The 16,482-nt window shown below is 69.0% G+C and carries 16 protein-coding genes; 6 read left to right on the plus strand and 10 right to left on the minus strand.

Annotated elements, in window-relative coordinates:
* Positions 1-3 precede the first annotated feature (3 nt).
* Genes ACUTR7_RS22135 through ACUTR7_RS22145 form a run of 3 tightly spaced genes read left to right on the plus strand, consistent with a single transcriptional unit; the run spans position 4 to position 2,721 of the window.
* Positions 4-714, plus strand: a complete 711-nt coding sequence (locus ACUTR7_RS22135; protein ID WP_325100485.1) for a PepSY domain-containing protein — start codon at positions 4-6, stop codon at positions 712-714.
* Entirely contained in the window at positions 714-1,394 is a 681-nt protein-coding gene (locus ACUTR7_RS22140; RefSeq protein WP_013800000.1) for a response regulator transcription factor, read from the plus strand. Before ACUTR7_RS22135 ends, ACUTR7_RS22140 begins: the two co-directional genes overlap by 1 nt.
* Complete coding sequence (locus ACUTR7_RS22145; RefSeq protein ID WP_445609840.1) at positions 1,384-2,721, plus strand: sensor histidine kinase; 1,338 nt, start codon at positions 1,384-1,386, stop codon at positions 2,719-2,721. The genes ACUTR7_RS22140 and ACUTR7_RS22145 overlap by 11 nt, the downstream gene beginning before the upstream one ends.
* Before the next feature lie 19 nt (positions 2,722-2,740).
* On the opposite strand, the gene minE is transcribed toward ACUTR7_RS22145, so the two are convergent.
* The 7 genes from minE to ACUTR7_RS22180 all read right to left on the minus strand — a co-directional run bounded on the left by minE (position 2,741) and on the right by ACUTR7_RS22180 (position 10,111).
* Entirely contained in the window at positions 2,741-3,004 is a 264-nt protein-coding gene (gene minE, locus ACUTR7_RS22150; RefSeq protein WP_012202033.1) for a cell division topological specificity factor MinE, read from the minus strand.
* Positions 3,005-3,010: 6 nt separating this feature from the next.
* Positions 3,011-3,823, minus strand: coding sequence for a septum site-determining protein MinD (minD, locus tag ACUTR7_RS22155; RefSeq protein WP_012202032.1), 813 nt, complete (start codon positions 3,821-3,823; stop codon positions 3,011-3,013).
* 49 nt (positions 3,824-3,872) lie between these two features.
* Positions 3,873-4,619, minus strand: a complete 747-nt coding sequence (minC, locus tag ACUTR7_RS22160) for a septum site-determining protein MinC (protein ID WP_034348623.1) — start codon at positions 4,617-4,619, stop codon at positions 3,873-3,875.
* A gap of 168 nt (positions 4,620-4,787) precedes the next feature.
* Complete coding sequence (locus ACUTR7_RS22165; protein WP_445609841.1) at positions 4,788-5,576, minus strand: crotonase/enoyl-CoA hydratase family protein; 789 nt, start codon at positions 5,574-5,576, stop codon at positions 4,788-4,790.
* A gap of 24 nt (positions 5,577-5,600) precedes the next feature.
* Positions 5,601-6,617 (minus strand): acyl-CoA dehydrogenase family protein, encoded by a 1,017-nt coding sequence (locus ACUTR7_RS22170; RefSeq protein ID WP_445609842.1) that lies wholly within the window; start codon positions 6,615-6,617, stop codon positions 5,601-5,603.
* Positions 6,618-6,786: 169 nt separating this feature from the next.
* Complete coding sequence (locus ACUTR7_RS22175; protein WP_445609843.1) at positions 6,787-7,944, minus strand: acyl-CoA dehydrogenase family protein; 1,158 nt, start codon at positions 7,942-7,944, stop codon at positions 6,787-6,789.
* Between the two features lie 88 nt (positions 7,945-8,032).
* Entirely contained in the window at positions 8,033-10,111 is a 2,079-nt protein-coding gene (locus ACUTR7_RS22180) for an acetoacetate--CoA ligase (RefSeq protein ID WP_445609844.1), read from the minus strand.
* 195 nt (positions 10,112-10,306) lie between these two features.
* Between ACUTR7_RS22180 and ACUTR7_RS22185 the strand changes: the two genes are divergently transcribed.
* From ACUTR7_RS22185 to ACUTR7_RS22195, 3 genes are all read left to right on the plus strand, one after another.
* The gene (locus tag ACUTR7_RS22185; RefSeq protein ID WP_012202026.1) at positions 10,307-11,614 is read left to right on the plus strand and encodes a solute carrier family 23 protein; all 1,308 of its coding nucleotides are present in this window, start codon (positions 10,307-10,309) and stop codon (positions 11,612-11,614) included.
* 207 nt (positions 11,615-11,821) lie between these two features.
* Positions 11,822-13,336 carry an acetyl-CoA hydrolase/transferase family protein gene (locus ACUTR7_RS22190; protein WP_445609845.1) on the plus strand — a complete coding sequence of 505 codons (1,515 nt, stop codon included), beginning with the start codon at positions 11,822-11,824 and terminating at the stop codon, positions 13,334-13,336.
* A 129-nt stretch (positions 13,337-13,465) separates the two neighbouring features.
* Positions 13,466-13,939 (plus strand): hotdog fold thioesterase, encoded by a 474-nt coding sequence (locus tag ACUTR7_RS22195; protein WP_012202024.1) that lies wholly within the window; start codon positions 13,466-13,468, stop codon positions 13,937-13,939.
* On the opposite strand, the gene ACUTR7_RS22200 is transcribed toward ACUTR7_RS22195, so the two are convergent.
* From ACUTR7_RS22200 to ACUTR7_RS22210, 3 genes are read right to left on the minus strand one after another with little or no spacing between them, the layout of a single operon-like run.
* Positions 13,940-14,653 (minus strand): ABC transporter ATP-binding protein, encoded by a 714-nt coding sequence (locus ACUTR7_RS22200; RefSeq protein ID WP_016447319.1) that lies wholly within the window; start codon positions 14,651-14,653, stop codon positions 13,940-13,942.
* The gene (locus ACUTR7_RS22205; RefSeq protein ID WP_445609846.1) at positions 14,646-15,404 is read right to left on the minus strand and encodes an ABC transporter ATP-binding protein; all 759 of its coding nucleotides are present in this window, start codon (positions 15,402-15,404) and stop codon (positions 14,646-14,648) included. Before ACUTR7_RS22205 ends, ACUTR7_RS22200 begins: the two co-directional genes overlap by 8 nt.
* On the minus strand, positions 15,397-16,482 hold the full coding sequence (locus ACUTR7_RS22210) for a branched-chain amino acid ABC transporter permease (protein ID WP_445609847.1): 1,086 nt from the start codon (positions 16,480-16,482) through the stop codon (positions 15,397-15,399). Before ACUTR7_RS22210 ends, ACUTR7_RS22205 begins: the two co-directional genes overlap by 8 nt.

A 16,482-nucleotide genomic window follows, 5' to 3' on the forward strand; every position in this document is an offset into this window, starting at 1 on the left:
GCCGTGAAACTCCGCCTCGCACTTGCTGCCTTGCTGGCCCTGACGCTGGCGCCCGCCTCTGCCACCACGCCAGCGGAGCATGAAAGCGTGCGCCGCGAGGTGCAGTCGAAGCGCCTGCGGCCCTTGGCGGAAATCCTCCAGGACGTGCAGCAGCGCCACAAAGGGCGCGTCATCGACATCGAACTCGAGCGCGGCGCCGACGGCCGGCGCTGGTACGAAATCAAGCTCGCCAATGGCCAGCGCACGGAGATCTATATCGATGCAGTCACGGGACAGGACATCCCCCGGCCGGGCGCGACCACCGCCGTGCTGATACCCATGTCCGCCGTGGCGGCAGCCGTCACCCGCTTGCATCCCGGCACCGTGCTGCAGATCGAGCTGGAGGAAACGCGCAGCCCCAGGCCCTACTACGAGATCCAGCTGCTCACGCGCGAAGGCCGTGAGCAGCTGCTGCGCGCCGACGCCCAGACGGGCCGCATCCTGGTGGAGCCTGTCCTGAGCCGGGAGCAGGCCGCCACGCTGCAACCGCTGCCGCGCATTCTTGAGGAACTGGAGCGCAAGTACCAGGCCCGCGCCACAGAGGCCGAGCTCAAGATCGACGTACGGCAGCGCGCCTACTACGAGGTCGAGTTGCAGCTGAGCGCCGGCCGCAGCATCGAAGTGCATGTGGATGCGTACAGCGGCCAGCCCATCGAAGAGGACGGACTGCGCTGATGCGGGTGCTCATCGTCGAAGACGACGCCGATCTTGCTGCAGGCCTGCAGGCCATCCTGCAGGAGGCCGGCATGCTGGCCGAGTGCTGCGCGGACGGCCGCCTCGCCCAGGAACTGGGCAGCGTCGAACACTATGACGCCGCCTTGCTGGACCTGGGGCTGCCAGGACAGGACGGCGTCTCGGTGCTGCGCCATTGGCGCGAGCAGGGCCGCTCTTTTCCCGTGCTGGTGCTCACGGCCCGCAACCGCTGGAGCGACAAGCTCACGGCCTTCCAGGCCGGCGCGGACGACTACCTGACCAAGCCCTTTCTGCACGAGGAGGTCGTCACGCGGCTGCGCGTGCTGCACCGGCGCGCAGCAGGCGGCAGCCGGCCCCTGGTGCAGATAGGCCCGCTGGCCTACGACACCATGGCAGACCGCTTCACGCTCGAAGGTCGGCCGCTTGCGCTGACCGCGCAGGAGCAACGCATCCTGAGCTTTCTGACCAACCGGCATGGACAGCTCGTCAGCCGCGCCGACATCAGCGAGCATGTCTACGCACGCGACCTGGACCCGGACTCCAACACCGTGGACGTGCTGGTCGGCCGCATCCGCCGCAAACTGTCCCCGCATGGCCTGATCCATACCGAGCGCGGACGGGGCTTTCGCCTGCAGCAGGCCAGCGGCGACCATGCGTCCTAGGCACTGGGGCCTGTCGGAGCGCCTGCTGGCACTGAGCCTGGTGGCCACGCTGGCCTGCGGCACGGCCGCCAGCTGGCTGCTGCGCGAGCAGTTGCACGACGCGGTGCTGCGCAGCTTCAAGGCCGGCCTGCAGGACCGTGCCGAGCGGCTGCAGGCCGAGTTGCAGTCCCCGGGGCCCCTGACCGGGCAGGGCACGCGGCTCAATCGCGGCGAGTTCGGCCGCATTTTCTCGGGCTGGTACTGGACACTGGAGCAGGACGGGCGGCTGCAGCAGTCGCGCTCGGTCTGGGACGACAGCCTGGAGCTGGACGACGCCCGTCCCTGGCCCCGGAACAAGGGCAGCGAGACGCTGCTGTCGCTGCGCGGGCCGCAGGGGCGCGAACTGCTGGGCGTGCGCCGCAGCTTCGATGTCGCGGGCCGGCGCGTGCAGCTGCATGTCTTCGGCCCGCTGGACGGTACGCGCCAGGAATGGCGCCGCATCGACCGCATCCTGCTGGTCACCGAGCTGGGCCTGGTCGCCGCGCTGCTGCTGTGCACGGTGGCGCTGGTGCGCCTGGGATTGCAGCCGCTGCGCAGCCTGCAGCAGGCGCTGCAGGACATGGAAGACGGCACACGCACGCAGCTGGGGCGGCACTTCGGCCCCGACCTGGACCCGATTGCCGAGGCCGTGGACCAGGTGCTGCAGCGCAATGCCCAGGTCGTGGAGCGCGCGCGCCACCAGGCGGCCGACCTGAGCCATGCGCTCAAGAAGCCGCTGGCCGTGCTCGGCATCCAGGCACGCGGCCATCAGGTCGATGGCCCGTGGCTGCGTGACCAGGTACAGGCCATGTCCCACACCATCGACCGCCATCTGGCGCGCTTCGCCAGCGGCGCCGGCAGCGCCGGCAGCGTGGCGCTGGATGAGGTGCTGGCCCGGCTGCTGGATGCCATGCGCCAGATCCACGCCCAGCGGCGCCTGTCCTGGTCCATGCAGACCTCCACGCCGCTGCCCGGCCATGGGCTGCGCTGGCGCGGCGCGGCCTCGGACCTGGAGGAGATGGCGGGAAACCTGCTGGACAACGCCGGCAAGTGGGCGCGCAGCCGCGTCACGCTGGCCGTGTGCCAGGACGGCACGACGACGCTGCTGCAGATCGATGACGACGGCCCAGGCCTGGCACCGGAGCATCTCGCGCAGGCCATGGAGCGCGGTGTACGCTTCGACGAACAGGCCCAGGGCCACGGCCTGGGCCTGGCCATCGTGCGCGACATCGCCGAGACCTATGGTGGATCGCTGGAGATGGGGCCGAGCCCGCTGGGCGGGTTGCGCTGCACGCTGCGCCTGGGCTGAGCACGGCGCCGGGCGGCGCTCAGCGCGAGGCGTCGGGCAGTTCGATCTTGACTTCGAGCACTTCGAGGTTTTCCTGGCGCTCCAGGTGCACCTTGATGTCGTTGACGTCGATGTCCACGTACTTGGAGATCACCGCCATCAGCTCCTTTTGCAGCGCAGGCAGGTAGTCGGGACCGCCGCCATTGCCGCCCACGCGTTCGCGCGCGAGGATGATCTGCAGGCGCTCCTTGGCCACCGAGGCCGTCTTCTTCTTTTCTCCGAGCAGGAAAGAGAGCATGGACATGGCCGCTTACCTCCCCCCGAACATGCGTTTGAAGAAGCCGGGCTTTTGCGCTTCGGTGAAGCGCATGGGCTTTTCCTCGCCCAGGAAGCGTGCCACCACGTCCTGGTAGGCCTCGGCCACGTCCGAGCCCTGCATGTGCACGGCGGGAATGCCCTGGTTGGAGGCCTGCAGCACGGTTTCGGATTCGGGCACGACACCGATCAGCTCGATGCGCAGGATGTCCTGGATGTCCTCCAGCGACAGCATCTGGCCGTCCTGCACGCGGTTGGGGTTGTAGCGCGTGATCAGCAGGTGTTCCTTGACGCTCTCGCCCGCGATGGCGCGCGCGGTCTTGGAGCTGAGCATGCCCAGGATGCGGTCGGAGTCGCGCACCGAGGAGACTTCCGGGTTGGTCACGACCAGGGCCTCGTCGGCGAAGTGCATGGCGATCAGGGCGCCGCTTTCGATGCCGGCCGGCGAGTCGCAGATGATGTACTCGAAGTCCATGCCCGCCAGGTCGTCCAGGATCTTCTTGACGCCGTCCTGCGTCAGCGCATCCTTGTCACGCGTCTGGGAGGCGGCCAGCACGAAGAGGTTGTCGCACTGCTTGTCCTTGATCAGGGCCTGGTTGAGGTTGGCCTCTCCCTGGATGACGTTGATCAGGTCGTAGACCACGCGGCGCTCGCAGCCCATGATCAGGTCCAGGTTGCGCAGGCCCACGTCGAAATCGATGACGGCGGTCTTGTGCCCGCGCAATGCGAGGCCCGATGCGAAGCTGGCACTGGTGGTGGTCTTGCCCACGCCACCCTTGCCGGAGGTCACGACGACTATTTTGGCCATGTTTGCACGGTTCCTTAAAGACTGGAGAGCAAAGAAGAGGGGTCCGGTGTCATACCGGCTCGATGAGGATTTTCTCGCCGTCGAGACGCACCTTGGCGGGCCTGGCAGCCACGTCCGCCGGGAGATCGGTCTCGATTGTGCGATAGATGCCGGCAATCGACAGCAGCTGTGCTTCCATGCAGGTGCTGAAGATGCGCGCCTCGGTGTTGCCGCGTGCCCCGGCGATGGCCCTGCCGCGCAGCGGCGCGTAGACATGGACGTTGCCGTCGGCGATGACTTCGGCGCCATAGCTGACCATGGCCAGCACCACGATGTCGGTGCCGCGCGCATAGACGCGCTGGCCCGAGCGCAGCGGCTTGTCCACGATGAGGGCGTCGGCCTGGGGAGCAGGCACCTCGCGCACCACCTCGATCTCGCGCACGACTTCCTGGATCTCGATCTCGGGCACCGTGGGCCGCACGGGTGCGGCCTCGGGCGCGGGCGCCAGGCCTGCGGCACGCGCCGCCTCCATCTGCGCCGGGCTGCCGCCGCGCACGGCCACGGGCACGGTGCGGTGAAAGCGCAGCGCCTCTACGAGCACGGCGAAGTCGATGGCCTCCTCGGCCTCGCGCACATGGGCCAGGTCGATCAGCACGGGGTCGTTGTCGAAGAAATCCGGGTCGTCGGCCAGGCGCTGGGCCAGGTCGGCCACAAGCGCACGTACGTCGGTATCCCGCAGGGTCACGGCCACCACGGGCAGCTGCGCGCTCTTGAGGTCGAAGCTGGGGCGGGCAGTACTCGTCGTTTCAACGGCCATGGGACTGGGAGTGCGGTGGATGGGAGAGTTGCCTCTCGACGCGCAAAGTGTACTGTGTGCGCAGTACATGGGCGCCCACTCCCGCCGGGAGGCCGGCACCGGGGAGTGTCCATTTGTGTTGTGTCACATACGGCCCATGCCCCCGTGGCGGGGGCCGAGCGGGCCCGGTCACTGAAACCGGGGCTTACGCTTCTCCACGAAGGCCATCACGGCCTCGCGGTGGTCGGCGGTCTTGTGGGCCAGGGCCTGGTAGCCGGCGGACAGCTCCAGCAGCGACTCCAGCGTGCTGTGCTCGCCCTCGCGCAGCAGGCGCTTGGTCATGCGCATCACGGCGCCGGGGTTGGCGGCGATCTTGTCGGCCAGCGCGCGCGCCGTGGGCAGCAACTGGTCGGCGGGCACGACGCGGCTGACCAGGCCGCAGGCCAGGGCCTGCTGCGCGTCGATAGCCTCGCCCGTGAACGCCATCTCGGCCGCCTTGGCGCGGCCCACGGCGCGCGGCAGCAGCCAGGCGCCCCCGTCCCCGGGGACGATGCCCACGCGCACGAAGCTCTCGGCAAAGGTGGCCGTCTCGCTGGCGATGCGGATGTCGCACATGCAGGTCAGGTCCAGCCCCGCGCCGATGGCCGGGCCGTTGACGGCGCAGATCACGGGCACGTCCAGCTGGTTGAGGGCACGCGGAATGCGCTGTATGCCCTGGCGGTACTCCTCGCGGATGGCATCGGGCGTGAGCGCGTCGTCGAAGAAGCGCTGCATGTCCTTGACGTTGCCGCCCGAGCTGAAGATGGGGCCGGCGCCCGTGAGGATGACGGCCTTGACCGAGGCATCGCGCCGGATCTCGTCGCAGACCTGCACGAATTCCTCCGCGGCCGTGTTGCCCGTGAGCGCGTTGCGCGTCTCGGGCTGGTTCATGGTGAGGGTCCAGATGGCGCCGTCGCGCGCGATGTTCAGAAAGGGCATGGATGGGGTTCCTTCGAGAGCCTGTCAGGCGGTGATATCGGTGGTGGAACGGATCAGATCCAGCGTGCTGCCCGCGTGGCCATGGACCAGCGCGGCACCCGCCACGCCATGCCAGTACGACTCGGAGCCGGCCGTCTGGCGCCAGGCATGCAGGCGGCGCGTGAGCAGTTGCAGGTCGTATTCCTCGGTGAAGCCCATGGCGCCGTGGATGGCGTGGGCCGCCTCGGCCACGGCCAGCGCAGCCTGGCTGCAGCGCGCCTTGGCCACGGCCACGCGCAGCCGCTCGGGGAAGATGCCCTGCCCCGCGCAGCCCAGCCGGGCCGCCATGCGCGCGGCGAAGACATGCTCGCTCATCACCGCCAGCTGGTGCTGTATGGCCTGGAACTTGCCAATGGGGCGGCCGAACTGCTGGCGGTCATTCGCATACTGCAGCGTGCGCTGGAACACCTCCATGAGCGCGCCCGCGAGCTGCGCCGCCACCAGGCCGGCCTGCAGCGTGCGCAGGTCCAGCCCATCCGGCAGGGCGATATCGGGAGCAGGTGCTGCGCGGACCTGATCGGCGCTCCAGCGCAGGTTCACGTCCAGGCAGAAGGCCGCTGGCTCGGACTGCGCCTGCGCCACGGGCAGCAGGCTCCAGCCCTGCGCATGCTGCACCAGCACGCTGTCCGCCACCGCGCCCAGGCGCACGGGCTCGCAGTGCAGGCTGCCATCCGGCTGGAGCAGGCCTTGTGCCAACGCGATGGCGCCTGAAGGGTGCTCGGCGCCCTCCCTCGCCAGCAGCGCGCGCGCCAGCATGGTCTCGCCCAGCGGCACGGGCAGCGCATGGGCGCCGGCCTGCGACCACACATCGAACAGCTGCGCCAGCGCCAACCCCGCGCCGCCCGCATCCTCAGGCACCAGGGCATCGGCAAAGCCGGCCTGCTCCAGCGATTGCCACAGCGCCCGGGGCGAGCCCCCGGCCTCGATGGCGCGCACCCGCGCGGGCGTGCACTCGCCCTGCAGCAACTGGCGTGCGGCGTCGGCAAACAAATCGTCTTCCATGTCTCTCTCCATTCATGACACATGACGCCAGGCCTTGGGCGTTCCGTTTGAAACTGGCGCGCCCCAACTCAGGGACGCCGAGCAAGAGCCGCCTCGCGGCGGGGGCGCCCAGCCGAGGGCGTCGTCCCCCTTTGGGGGAAGCGGCGCAGCCGCTCAGGGGGAGCCTTATTCAACGAAGCCCCAAACCTCGCGCGATCATTCCGCGCAGGATGTCGCGCGTGCCGCCGCGCAGCGAATACGAAGGCGCAACCTCCGTCACGTAGTTGAGGGTGCGCAGCAGCTCCAGCGGAACCTCGGACGCCTCGCGTGCGAACAGGTCGTCGGCGATGGCGGCGGGAATGGACTGCTCCAGCGTCGTGCCCAGCTCCTTGACCAGGGCCGCCTCGACGATGGGGCTTTCGCCGCGCACCAGCTTGTCCTGCACGGCCACCGACATGGCGCGCAGCGGGGCCAGCTCGGTGAACACGCGGCCGGCCAGGCGCAGCGCGCCTTCGCTGCGCTCGCCCGTTGCACGCAGCCAGGCCAGCCATTCGTCGAACAGCACGATGCTGGAGAACAGCCGTTCGGGCCCGCTGCGCTCGAAGGCCAGCTCGGCCGTGACCTGCTCCCAGCCCTGGCCTTCCTGGCCGATCAGGGCGTCGGGCGGCAGCTGCACGTTGTCGAAGAAGACTTCGCAGAAATGGCTGTCGCCCGAGAGGTCGGTGATGGGCCGCACGGTCACGCCCGGCAGCGACAGGTCCACGATGACCTGGGACAGCCCCTTGTGCCGGTCACCCGCCTCGCCCGAGGTGCGCACCAGGGCGATCATGTAGTGGCAGTGGTGGGCGTTGGTGGTCCAGATCTTCTGGCCGTTGAGCACGAAACCCTTGCCGTTCGGCGCGGCGCGCGTCTTCACGCTGGCCAGGTCCGAGCCCGCGCCGGGCTCGCTCATGCCGATGCAAAAGAAGGCCTCGCCCCGGCAGATGCGCGGCAGGTAGAACCGCTTTTGCGCCTCGGTGCCGTACTTGAGGATCAGCGGGCCGCTCTGGCGGTCGGCAATCCAGTGCGATCCCACAGGCGCGCCGCAGGCCAGGTATTCCTCCACCAGCACATAGCGCGTGAAGGCGCTGCGCCCGCCACCGCCGTACTCGCGCGGCAGGGTGACGCCTATCCAGCCCTTTTCGCCCAGTTGCCGGCTCAGTTCGGCGCTGTAGCCGCCCCAGGAGCGCGCACGCACATGGGGCGGCAGGCCGCTTATGGCCTGGGCGAGGAAGGCGCGCACCTCGGCGCGCAGGGCTTCGTCTTCGGCGGGGATGCGGGTCAGGACAAGGGAATCAAGCACGCTCATTGCAGGGCTCCATGGTTGGACCCCACTCTAGGCAGCCGGTCTGTCGCAGTCCAATATTAAAAACCGAGCCACTGATACCGTTCGCATATCAGACAGGCGCCGACCTCTGCTCCTGCTTCCTGGCATGCTGCGCCGCAAAGCCCACATACCAGTCCAGGCAGCCCGGGTTGGCCATGGCCTCCTTGTTGACCACCTTGTCCAGCGGCTGGCCCAGCATCAGCTTCTTGATGGGCAGCTCCTGCTTCTTGCCGCTGAGCGTGCGCGGGATTTCGGCCACCTGCACGATCTCGTCGGGCACGAAGCGCGGCGACAGGGCCTGGCGGATGGCGCCCTGCAGGCGGGCGCGCAGGGCGTCGTCCAGATCCACGCCCGGGCGCAGCACCACGAACAGCGGCATGTAGCTTTCGCGGCCCAGGTATTCGAGGTCCACGACCATGGAGTCCAGCACTTCGGGCAGGGCCTCGACGGCGCTGTAGATCTCGCTGGTGCCCATGCGCAGGCCGTGGCGGTTGATGGTGGCGTCGCTGCGGCCGTAGATGATGCAGCCGCCCTCCGGGAGGATGCGTATCCAGTCGCCGTGGCGCCAGACCGGGCCCATGGCGGCGGGGCCGTCGCCGCCGCCGGGCGCGCGGCCATGGCCGGCCGGGTACATGTCGAAGTAGCTGGACAGGTAGCGCTTGCCGTCCGCATCGCCCCACAGGTACAGGGGCATGGAGGGGATGGGCTGGGTGCAGACCAGCTCGCCCACCTCGTCGATGACGGGCTGGCCCTGCTCGTTCCACGCCTCGACGGCCGCGCCCAGCTGGCGGCACTGCATGATGCCCGGCTGCTGCGGCAGTTCGCGGTGACCGCCGATGAAGGCGCCCGCGAAGTCGGTGCCGCCCGAGATGTTGTTCCACCAGATGTCAGGCCGCCCCATGCCTGCGAACTGCGCCGTGCCCCAGCTTTGCACCTCCGGCGACAGCGGCGAGCCCGTGGTGCCCAGGCTGCGGATGCGCGACAGGTCGCCGCACTGGGCCAGGTCCACGCCGGCCTTCATGCAGTTGGCGTAGAAAGCCGCGCCCGAGCCGAAGCTGGTCACGCCGGTCTCGGCCGCGAAGCGCCACAGCACGCCCCAGTCGGGCCTGTCCTTGCTGCCGCCGGGGCTGCCGTCGAAGATCACGCAGGTGGTGCCGCCCAGCAGGCCCGAGACCTGGGCATTCCACATCACCCAGCCCGTGGAGCTGTACCAGTGGTAGCGCTCGCCCCAGCTGTTGGGGTGGTAGCTGCAGCCCACGTCGTTGTGCAGGGCCTTGAGCTGCAGGGCCACCAGCACCATGCCGCCATGGCCGTGGACGATGGGCTTGGGCAGGCCGGTGGTGCCGCTGGAGTAGACGATCCACAGCGGGTGGTCGAAGGGCAGCCATTCGGGCTCGAAGGCCGCCGTGGCCGCGTCGTCGCGCGCCGTGACCTGGCCGTAGTCGGCGGCATCGGCCAGGCTGGCCTCCAGGTCCAGGTTGGGCACGAGGACCACATGCTCCACGCTGGGCAGGCCTGCGCGCAGCTCGGCCAGCACGGCCATGCGGTCGATATCGCGCCCGGCGTAGTGCACGCCATCGACGGCGATCAGCGCCTTGGGCGCGATCTGGCGGAAGCGGTCCAGCACCGCGTTGGTGCCCATGTCGGGCGCGCAGATGCTCCAGACGGCGCCCAGGCTGGCCGTGGCCAGCAGGGCGACCATGGCCTCGGGGATGTTGGGCAGGTAGGCGGCCACGCGGTCGCCGCGGCCCACGCCCTGGGCCTTCAGATGCAGGGCCAGGGCGGCGACCTGGCGGCGCAGCTCGGGCCAGGACAGTTCGCGGTGGCGGCCCGTCTCGTTGCGGCTGACCACGGCGGGCATGCCGGCCGCATGGGCGGCATCCACATGGCGCAGCGCCTGGCGCGTGTAGTTGATCTGGGCACCCGGAAACCACTGGGCGCCGGGCATGGTGTTGCGCTCCAGCACGGCCGTGTGCGGCGTGGGCGACTGCAGCGCGTTGTAGTCCCAGATGCTTTGCCAGAAGGCGTCCAGGTCGGTCACCGACCAGCGCCACAGGGCGTCGTAGCTGTCGAACTGCAGGCCGTGGCGCTCGCGCAGCCAGTCCTGGTACAGGCGGATCTGGGGGATGAAGGCAGGGGTGTGGCTCATGACCGGCCACGGTACGCGCGCGCTGCCCGCGAGCCCAGACGGGAAAGCCATTAGCCTGGCACCTGGGCGACAAAGTCTGCGGGCCGGATCGCGTATCTCCGCACAAACACTGGGAAAAAATTTCCGCTTCACCCCACCTGCCAGAAAACAAATGCCTCTAATATCGCGCCAATTTTTTACAAGGAGCGATGCCACATGGGCCTTTTCCAATGGACGGAAAAATCCGCCAACCAGCTGCAACGGGGAGGCGTGATCGGCCCCGATGAGCGCCTGCCCTGGCCACAGACCGGGCTGATGGGCATACAGCACGTGATCGCCATGTTCGGCTCCACCGTGCTGGCGCCCATCCTCATGGGGTTCGACCCCAACGTGGCCGTGCTCATGAGCGGCATCGGCACGCTGATCTTCTTCCTGATCACGGGCGGCAAGGTGCCCAGCTACCTGGGCTCGTCCTTTGCCTTCATCGGCGTGGTGATCGCAGCCACGGCCTATGGCGGCAAGGGTGCCAACGGCAACATCGGCGTGGCGCTGGGCGGCATCATTGCCTGCGGCGCGGTCTATGCGCTGATCGGCCTGGTGGTGCAGATGGTGGGCACGCGCTGGATCGAGCGCTTCATGCCGCCCGTGGTCACGGGCGCCGTGGTGGCCGTGATCGGGCTGAACCTGGCGGCCATACCCGTCAAGAACATGGCGGCCAACAACTTCGAGTCGTGGATGCAGGCCCTGACCTTCGTCTGCGTGGGCCTGGTGGCCGTGTTCACGCGCGGCATGGTGCAGCGCCTGCTGATCCTGGTGGGCCTGATCGCCGCCAGCCTGCTGTACGGCCTGTTCACCAATGTGCTGGGCATGGGCAAGCCCGTGGACCTGTCGGGCGTGATCAATGCCGCCTGGTTCGGCCTGCCCCAGTTCCACGCGCCCGTGTTCAGCGGCCCGGCCATGGTGCTCATCGTGCCCGTGGTCATCATCCTGGTGGCCGAGAACCTGGGCCACATCAAGGCCGTGACCGCCATGACCGGCAAGAACCTGGACCAGTACATGGGCCGGGCCTTCATCGGCGACGGCGTGGCCACCATGGTCAGCGGCGCGGCCGGCGGTACCGGCGTGACCACCTATGCCGAGAACATCGGCGTGATGGCCGCCACGCGCATCTACTCGACGGCCGTGTTCTTCGTGGCCGCCGTCCTGGCCGTGCTGCTGGGCTTCTCGCCCAAGTTCGGCGCGCTGATCCAGGCGATCCCGCTGCCCGTGATGGGCGGCGTGTCCATCGTGGTGTTCGGTCTGATCGCCGTGGCCGGTGCCAAGATCTGGGTGGACAACCGCGTGGACTTCTCGCAGAACAAGAACCTGATCGTGGCGGCCATCACCCTGATCCTGGGCACGGGCGACTTCACGCTCAAGTTCGGCGACTTCGCGCTGGGCGGCATCGGGACCGCGACTTTCGGCGCCATCATCCTGTACGCGCTGCTGGATCACGCACGCGACGATCAGCCACTGATCCATTGAATGTGAGCACACGCAAACATTCTTTGAGCCTTTGACTGCGCGGCAGGGCCTTTACGGGGAAACCCGAGGACCCCTGCCAGCGCTGCTACCATCGGTTTCCGGAGATATACCGCCCTTGCGTTCTTGCATGGGGCGGTTTTTTTTAGGCTTGCAAGCCAGCGCTGCGGCACCCTGCCGGCTGGCGCGAGCCGTCAGCCGGAGCCATAGATGTCCCTCGCAGACCGCGTACGTTTCCCAGAATTCCTTTCGCGCACCATGACGGCCGAGCAGGCCGCCGCCCTGATCCCCCACGGCGTCAACGTCGGCATGAGCGGATTCACGGGCGCGGGCTACCCCAAGGCCCTGCCCCAGGCCATCGCCCAGCACGCCAAGAGCGAACACGCGGCCGGCAGGCCCTACAAGATCAATGTCTGGACCGGCGCCTCCACGGCCGCCGAGATGGACGGCGCCCTGGCCGAGGCCGGCGCACTGGGCCAGCGCCTGCCCTTCAACACCGACCCCACCTGCCGCGCCAGGATCAATGCCGGCGAGATCGACTTCATCGACATGCACCTGTCCCACGTGGCCCAGCATGCGTGGTTCGGCTTCCTGGGCCCCATGAGCGTGGCCGTGGTCGAGGTGCTGGGCGTGACCGAGGACGGACGCCTCATCCCCTCCACCGCCGTGGGCAACAACAAGACCTGGCTGGAGATCGCCGACAAGGTGATCCTGGAGGTCAACACCAAGCCGCCGGCCAAGATGGAAGGCATGCACGACATCTACTACGGCACGGCCATCCCGCCGCGCCGCGTGCCCATTGCCCTGACCCATGCCGATGACCGCATCGGCGAGCCCTACCTGCGCGTGGACCCGGCCAAGGTGGTCGCCGTGGTCGAAACCCACAAGGGCGACCGCGACAACGTCTTCGCCCAGCCAGACGCCAACTCCAACCTGATCGCCGCGTCCATCATCGACTTCCTCGCGCACGAGATGAAGATGGGCCGCCTGCCCAAGGAGATGCTGCCCATCCAGTCGGGCGTGGGCAACGTGGCCAACGCCGTGCTGGCCGGCCTGCTGACGGGGCCGTTCGAGAACCTGCTGGGCTTCACCGAGGTCCTGCAGGACGGCATGCTGGACCTGCTGCGCGCAGGCAAGATGAGCAAGGCCTCGGCCACCTCGATCTCGCTGTCCGGCAGCGCCTACAGGGACTTCGAGGAGAACATCGACTTCTACCGCGACCGCATCATCCTGCGCCCTCAGGAGATCAGCAACCACCCCGAGCTGGTGCGCCGGCTGGGCGTGATCGCCATGAACTCCATGATCGAGGCCGACATCTACGGCAACATCAACTCCACCCACGTCATGGGCACGGGGATGATGAACGGCATCGGCGGCTCGGGCGACTTCGCGCGCAACGGCTACCTGTCCTTCTTCGTCACGCCCTCGGTGGCCAAGGGCGGCAAGATCAGCTGCATCGTCCCGATGTGCTCGCACGTGGACCATACCGAGCACGACACGCAGATCATCGTCACCGAGCAGGGCCTGGCCGACCTGCGCGGCCTGTCGCCGCGCAAGCGCGCCCAGGTCATCATCGACCGCTGCGCCCATCCCGACTTCCGTCCCCAGCTGCAGGACTACTTCGACCGCGCCCAGCACCAGGGCGCGCTGCACACGCCGCACATCCTGGGCGAAGCGCTGAGCTGGCACCAGCGCTTTGTCGAAACGGGCGACATGCGCGCCTGAACCGCGCAAGCGCGCCAGCGCGCAGTCTCCTGGGCTACAGGCAGCCATCGGCATGGCTGCCTGGACTGGCGTAGCATGCAAGGACGGCCCACGGGGCCGTCTTTTTCGTTGCACCACAGGACTTCTCCCATGCCGATCTGGAAGCGCAGCTTCACCCTTGAAGACATCACCTCGCTGAGCGCCGACACGGCCGTCTCGCACCTGGGCATCGAGTTCACCGAGATCGGTGACGACTTCCTGCGCGGCCGCGTGCACGTGGACCAGCGCACCTGCCAGCCCTACGGCATCCTGCACGGTGGCGTGAACGTGGTGCTGGCCGAAACCCTGGGCTCGGTGGCCGCGGCCTGCTCCATCCCCGAAGGCTGGCGCAGCGTGGGCCTGAACGTCTCGGCCAACCATGTGCGCGCCGCGCGCCAGGGCTGGGTCACGGGCACGGCCCGCCCCGTGCACCTGGGCCAGACCACCCATGTCTGGGCCATCGAACTGCACGACGAAACCGGCCGCCTGACCTGCACCTGCAGCCTGACCATGGCGCTGCTGCCGCCCACGCATGCGCAGAACGTCAAGCTCGCGGCGCAACCGCCGGTGGCGGCACAGCCCTGATCAAACCCCCAGCAACTCCGACAGGCGCTCCGGCTGCGCCAGCAGCTCCCGCGAGTCGGCCTGCAGCGCCAGCCGGCCCTTGGCCATGACCACGGCGCGGTCGGTGTGGGCCAAGACCTTTTTGTAGTCGCGGTCCACGATCAGGGTGGAGATGCCGGTGCTGCGGATGGCGGCGATCACGCGCCAGATTTCGGCGACGACCAGGGGGGCCAGGCCTTCGGTGGCTTCGTCGAGGATGAGCAGGCGCGGGTGCGTCATCAGCGCGCGGCCTATGGACAGCATCTGCTGCTCGCCGCCAGAGAGCTGGTCGCCGCCGTTGGCCAGGCGCTCCGCGAGCCGGGGGAAGGTGTCGAGCACGCGCTCCAGCGTCCAGTGGCGCTCTCCCTGCAGGCCGGGGCGGGCGCTCATGACCAGGTTCTCGCGCACGCTGAGGTTGGGGAAGATGCCGCGCCCCTCTGGCACATAGCCAATGCCCAGCCGCGCCATGCGCTCGGGCGGCGCGCCCGTGCAGTCGCGGCCATCGGCGCGCAGGCGGCCGCGGCGCGCGGGCACATAGCCCATGAGCGTGCGGATCAGCGTGGTCTTGCCCATGCCGTTGCGCCCCAGCAGGCCCACGGCCTGGCCCGCGCCCAGCGCCAGGCTCACGCCCTGCAGGATGTGGCTGTCGCCGTAGTAGGTATGCAGCTCGTCGATGGCGAACATGGGCTCAGTCATGGTCTTCTCCCAAGTAGGCTGTACGCACGACCGGATCGACACGGATCTGCGCGGGCGTGCCCGTGGCCACCACGCAACCGTTGACCATCACGGTGATGCGGTCGGCGATGCGGAACACGGCGTCCATGTCGTGCTCGACCAGCAGTACCGCGTGGCCGCGCTTGAGCTCCTGCAGCAGGGCCAGCATGCGCTCGGTCTCCTCGGCGCCCATGCCGGCCAGCGGCTCGTCCAGCAGCAGCACGCGCGGGCCGGTGGCCAGGCACATGGCCACTTCCAGCTGGCGCTTGGCGCCGTGGCTCAGCGTGCCGGCCACGGCCAGCGCCTGCCCGGCCAGGCCCGCACGCTCCAGGGCCGCATGGGCCTGGCGCAGGCTGGCCACGCAGCGCTGTGCGGACAGGCCCAGCTGCCAGGGCCTGAGCGCCATCTGCGCCTGGGCCGCGAGCCGGCAGTTCTCCAGCGCCGAGAACTCGGGAAAGATGGTGGTGCGCTGGTAGCTGCGGCCCACGCCGGCACGCGCGCGCCGGGGCTGGGGCATGCGCGTGACGTCCTGGCCCGCGAGCGCGATGCGCCCCGCGCTGGCCGCCAGTTCGCCCGAGAGCATGTTGACCAGGGTGGACTTGCCCGCGCCGTTGGTGCCGATCACGGCATGGACCTCGCCCTCATGCAGGTCCAGGTCCACGCCGCCCACGGCCGTGAGCCCGCCGAAGCGGCGCGTGAGGCCGCGTACCGAAAGCAGTGCCGCATCAGCCATGTCCGGCCTCCTTGTGGTGGGCCTCGTTGTGCACTCCAGCGCGTTGCCGAGCAAGGCCCGCCGGCCCGATCAGCCCCATCAGTCCTTTCGGCAGCAGGGCCACGAGCACGATGATGGCCAGGCCCAGGCTCAGCTGCCAGTGGTCGGCCATGGGGCCGACGATGGCATGCGTGGACAGCACCTCCTTGAGCGCGATGAAGGCCACCGTGCCCAGCACGGCGCCGCGCAGCGAGCCCAGTCCGCCGAGGATGACCATCAGCAGCACCTCGCCCGAGTGGTGCCAGGACAGCAGCTCGGGGTTGACCACGGCATCGCGCACCGCCAGCAGAAAGCCCGCCACGCCGGCCAGCATGCCGGCCAGCACGAAGGCCGCGAGCTTGTACCCGTAGGTGGTGAAGCCGGCCGCGCGCATGCGCTGTTCGTTGACGCGTATGCCCGCCAGCGCCGCGCCAAAGCGCGACTGGCGCAGCCCGGCCAGGAAGGCATAGACCAGCACCAGGGCGGCCAGCACCACGTAGTACTGCACGCGCGGGATTTCCATGTCGATGGCGCCCAGCGCGGGCCGGGCCATCAGGTAGATGCCATCGCTGCCGCCGCCGATGCCCGTGTCGTGGACCACGAAGTAGGCCATCTGTGCGAAGGCCAGCGTCACCATGATGAAGTAGATGCCGCGCGTGCGCAGGCTCAGCAGGCCCACCAGCAGCGCATAGCCGCCCGAGGCCAGCAGCGCCCAGCCCAGCATGGCCGGCAGGCTGCCGCCTTCGTTGCCTGCGGACAGCACGGCGGCATAGGCGCCCAGGCCCATGAAGGCCGCATGCCCCAGGCTCACCAGGCCCGTGCCGCCCACCAGCAGCTGCAGGCTGAGCGCGAAGATGGCCAGGATCATGGTCTTGACCACCAGGCCCGACAGATAGTCCGACCACCAGGGGCCGGCCAGCGCCAGCAGCGCCACGCAGGCCAGCGGCACGGCGCAGGCCTGCCATCGGCAGGCGCGCTGCGGCATCTCTGCGGGCTGCACAGGCTGCAGGGGCTGCACGGCAGCTGCCAGCAGGGCCGGAGAAGGATTGGATACGGCCAT

This window comes from Delftia sp. NA_296.1, from assembly GCF_052692095.1.

What these genes read in the sequence shown, in the direction of transcription:
- ACUTR7_RS22170 (WP_445609842.1), bottom strand. Translation starts at nt 6,617, where the DNA reads ATGGAAGACGATTTGTTTGCCGACGCCGCACGCCAGTTGCTGCAGGGC.
- ACUTR7_RS22185 (WP_012202026.1), top strand. Translation starts at nt 10,307, where the DNA reads ATGGGCCTTTTCCAATGGACGGAAAAATCCGCCAACCAGCTGCAACGG.
- minD (WP_012202032.1), bottom strand. Translation starts at nt 3,823, where the DNA reads ATGGCCAAAATAGTCGTCGTGACCTCCGGCAAGGGTGGCGTGGGCAAG.
- minC (WP_034348623.1), bottom strand. Translation starts at nt 4,619, where the DNA reads ATGGCCGTTGAAACGACGAGTACTGCCCGCCCCAGCTTCGACCTCAAG.
- minE (WP_012202033.1), bottom strand. Translation starts at nt 3,004, where the DNA reads ATGTCCATGCTCTCTTTCCTGCTCGGAGAAAAGAAGAAGACGGCCTCG.
- ACUTR7_RS22200 (WP_016447319.1), bottom strand. Translation starts at nt 14,653, where the DNA reads ATGACTGAGCCCATGTTCGCCATCGACGAGCTGCATACCTACTACGGC.
- ACUTR7_RS22205 (WP_445609846.1), bottom strand. Translation starts at nt 15,404, where the DNA reads ATGGCTGATGCGGCACTGCTTTCGGTACGCGGCCTCACGCGCCGCTTC.
- ACUTR7_RS22145 (WP_445609840.1), top strand. Translation starts at nt 1,384, where the DNA reads ATGCGTCCTAGGCACTGGGGCCTGTCGGAGCGCCTGCTGGCACTGAGC.
- ACUTR7_RS22195 (WP_012202024.1), top strand. Translation starts at nt 13,466, where the DNA reads ATGCCGATCTGGAAGCGCAGCTTCACCCTTGAAGACATCACCTCGCTG.
- ACUTR7_RS22165 (WP_445609841.1), bottom strand. Translation starts at nt 5,576, where the DNA reads ATGCCCTTTCTGAACATCGCGCGCGACGGCGCCATCTGGACCCTCACC.
- ACUTR7_RS22210 (WP_445609847.1), bottom strand. Translation starts at nt 16,482, where the DNA reads ATGGCCGTATCCAATCCTTCTCCGGCCCTGCTGGCAGCTGCCGTGCAG.
- ACUTR7_RS22140 (WP_013800000.1), top strand. Translation starts at nt 714, where the DNA reads ATGCGGGTGCTCATCGTCGAAGACGACGCCGATCTTGCTGCAGGCCTG.
- ACUTR7_RS22175 (WP_445609843.1), bottom strand. Translation starts at nt 7,944, where the DNA reads ATGAGCGTGCTTGATTCCCTTGTCCTGACCCGCATCCCCGCCGAAGAC.
- ACUTR7_RS22190 (WP_445609845.1), top strand. Translation starts at nt 11,822, where the DNA reads ATGTCCCTCGCAGACCGCGTACGTTTCCCAGAATTCCTTTCGCGCACC.
- ACUTR7_RS22180 (WP_445609844.1), bottom strand. Translation starts at nt 10,111, where the DNA reads ATGAGCCACACCCCTGCCTTCATCCCCCAGATCCGCCTGTACCAGGAC.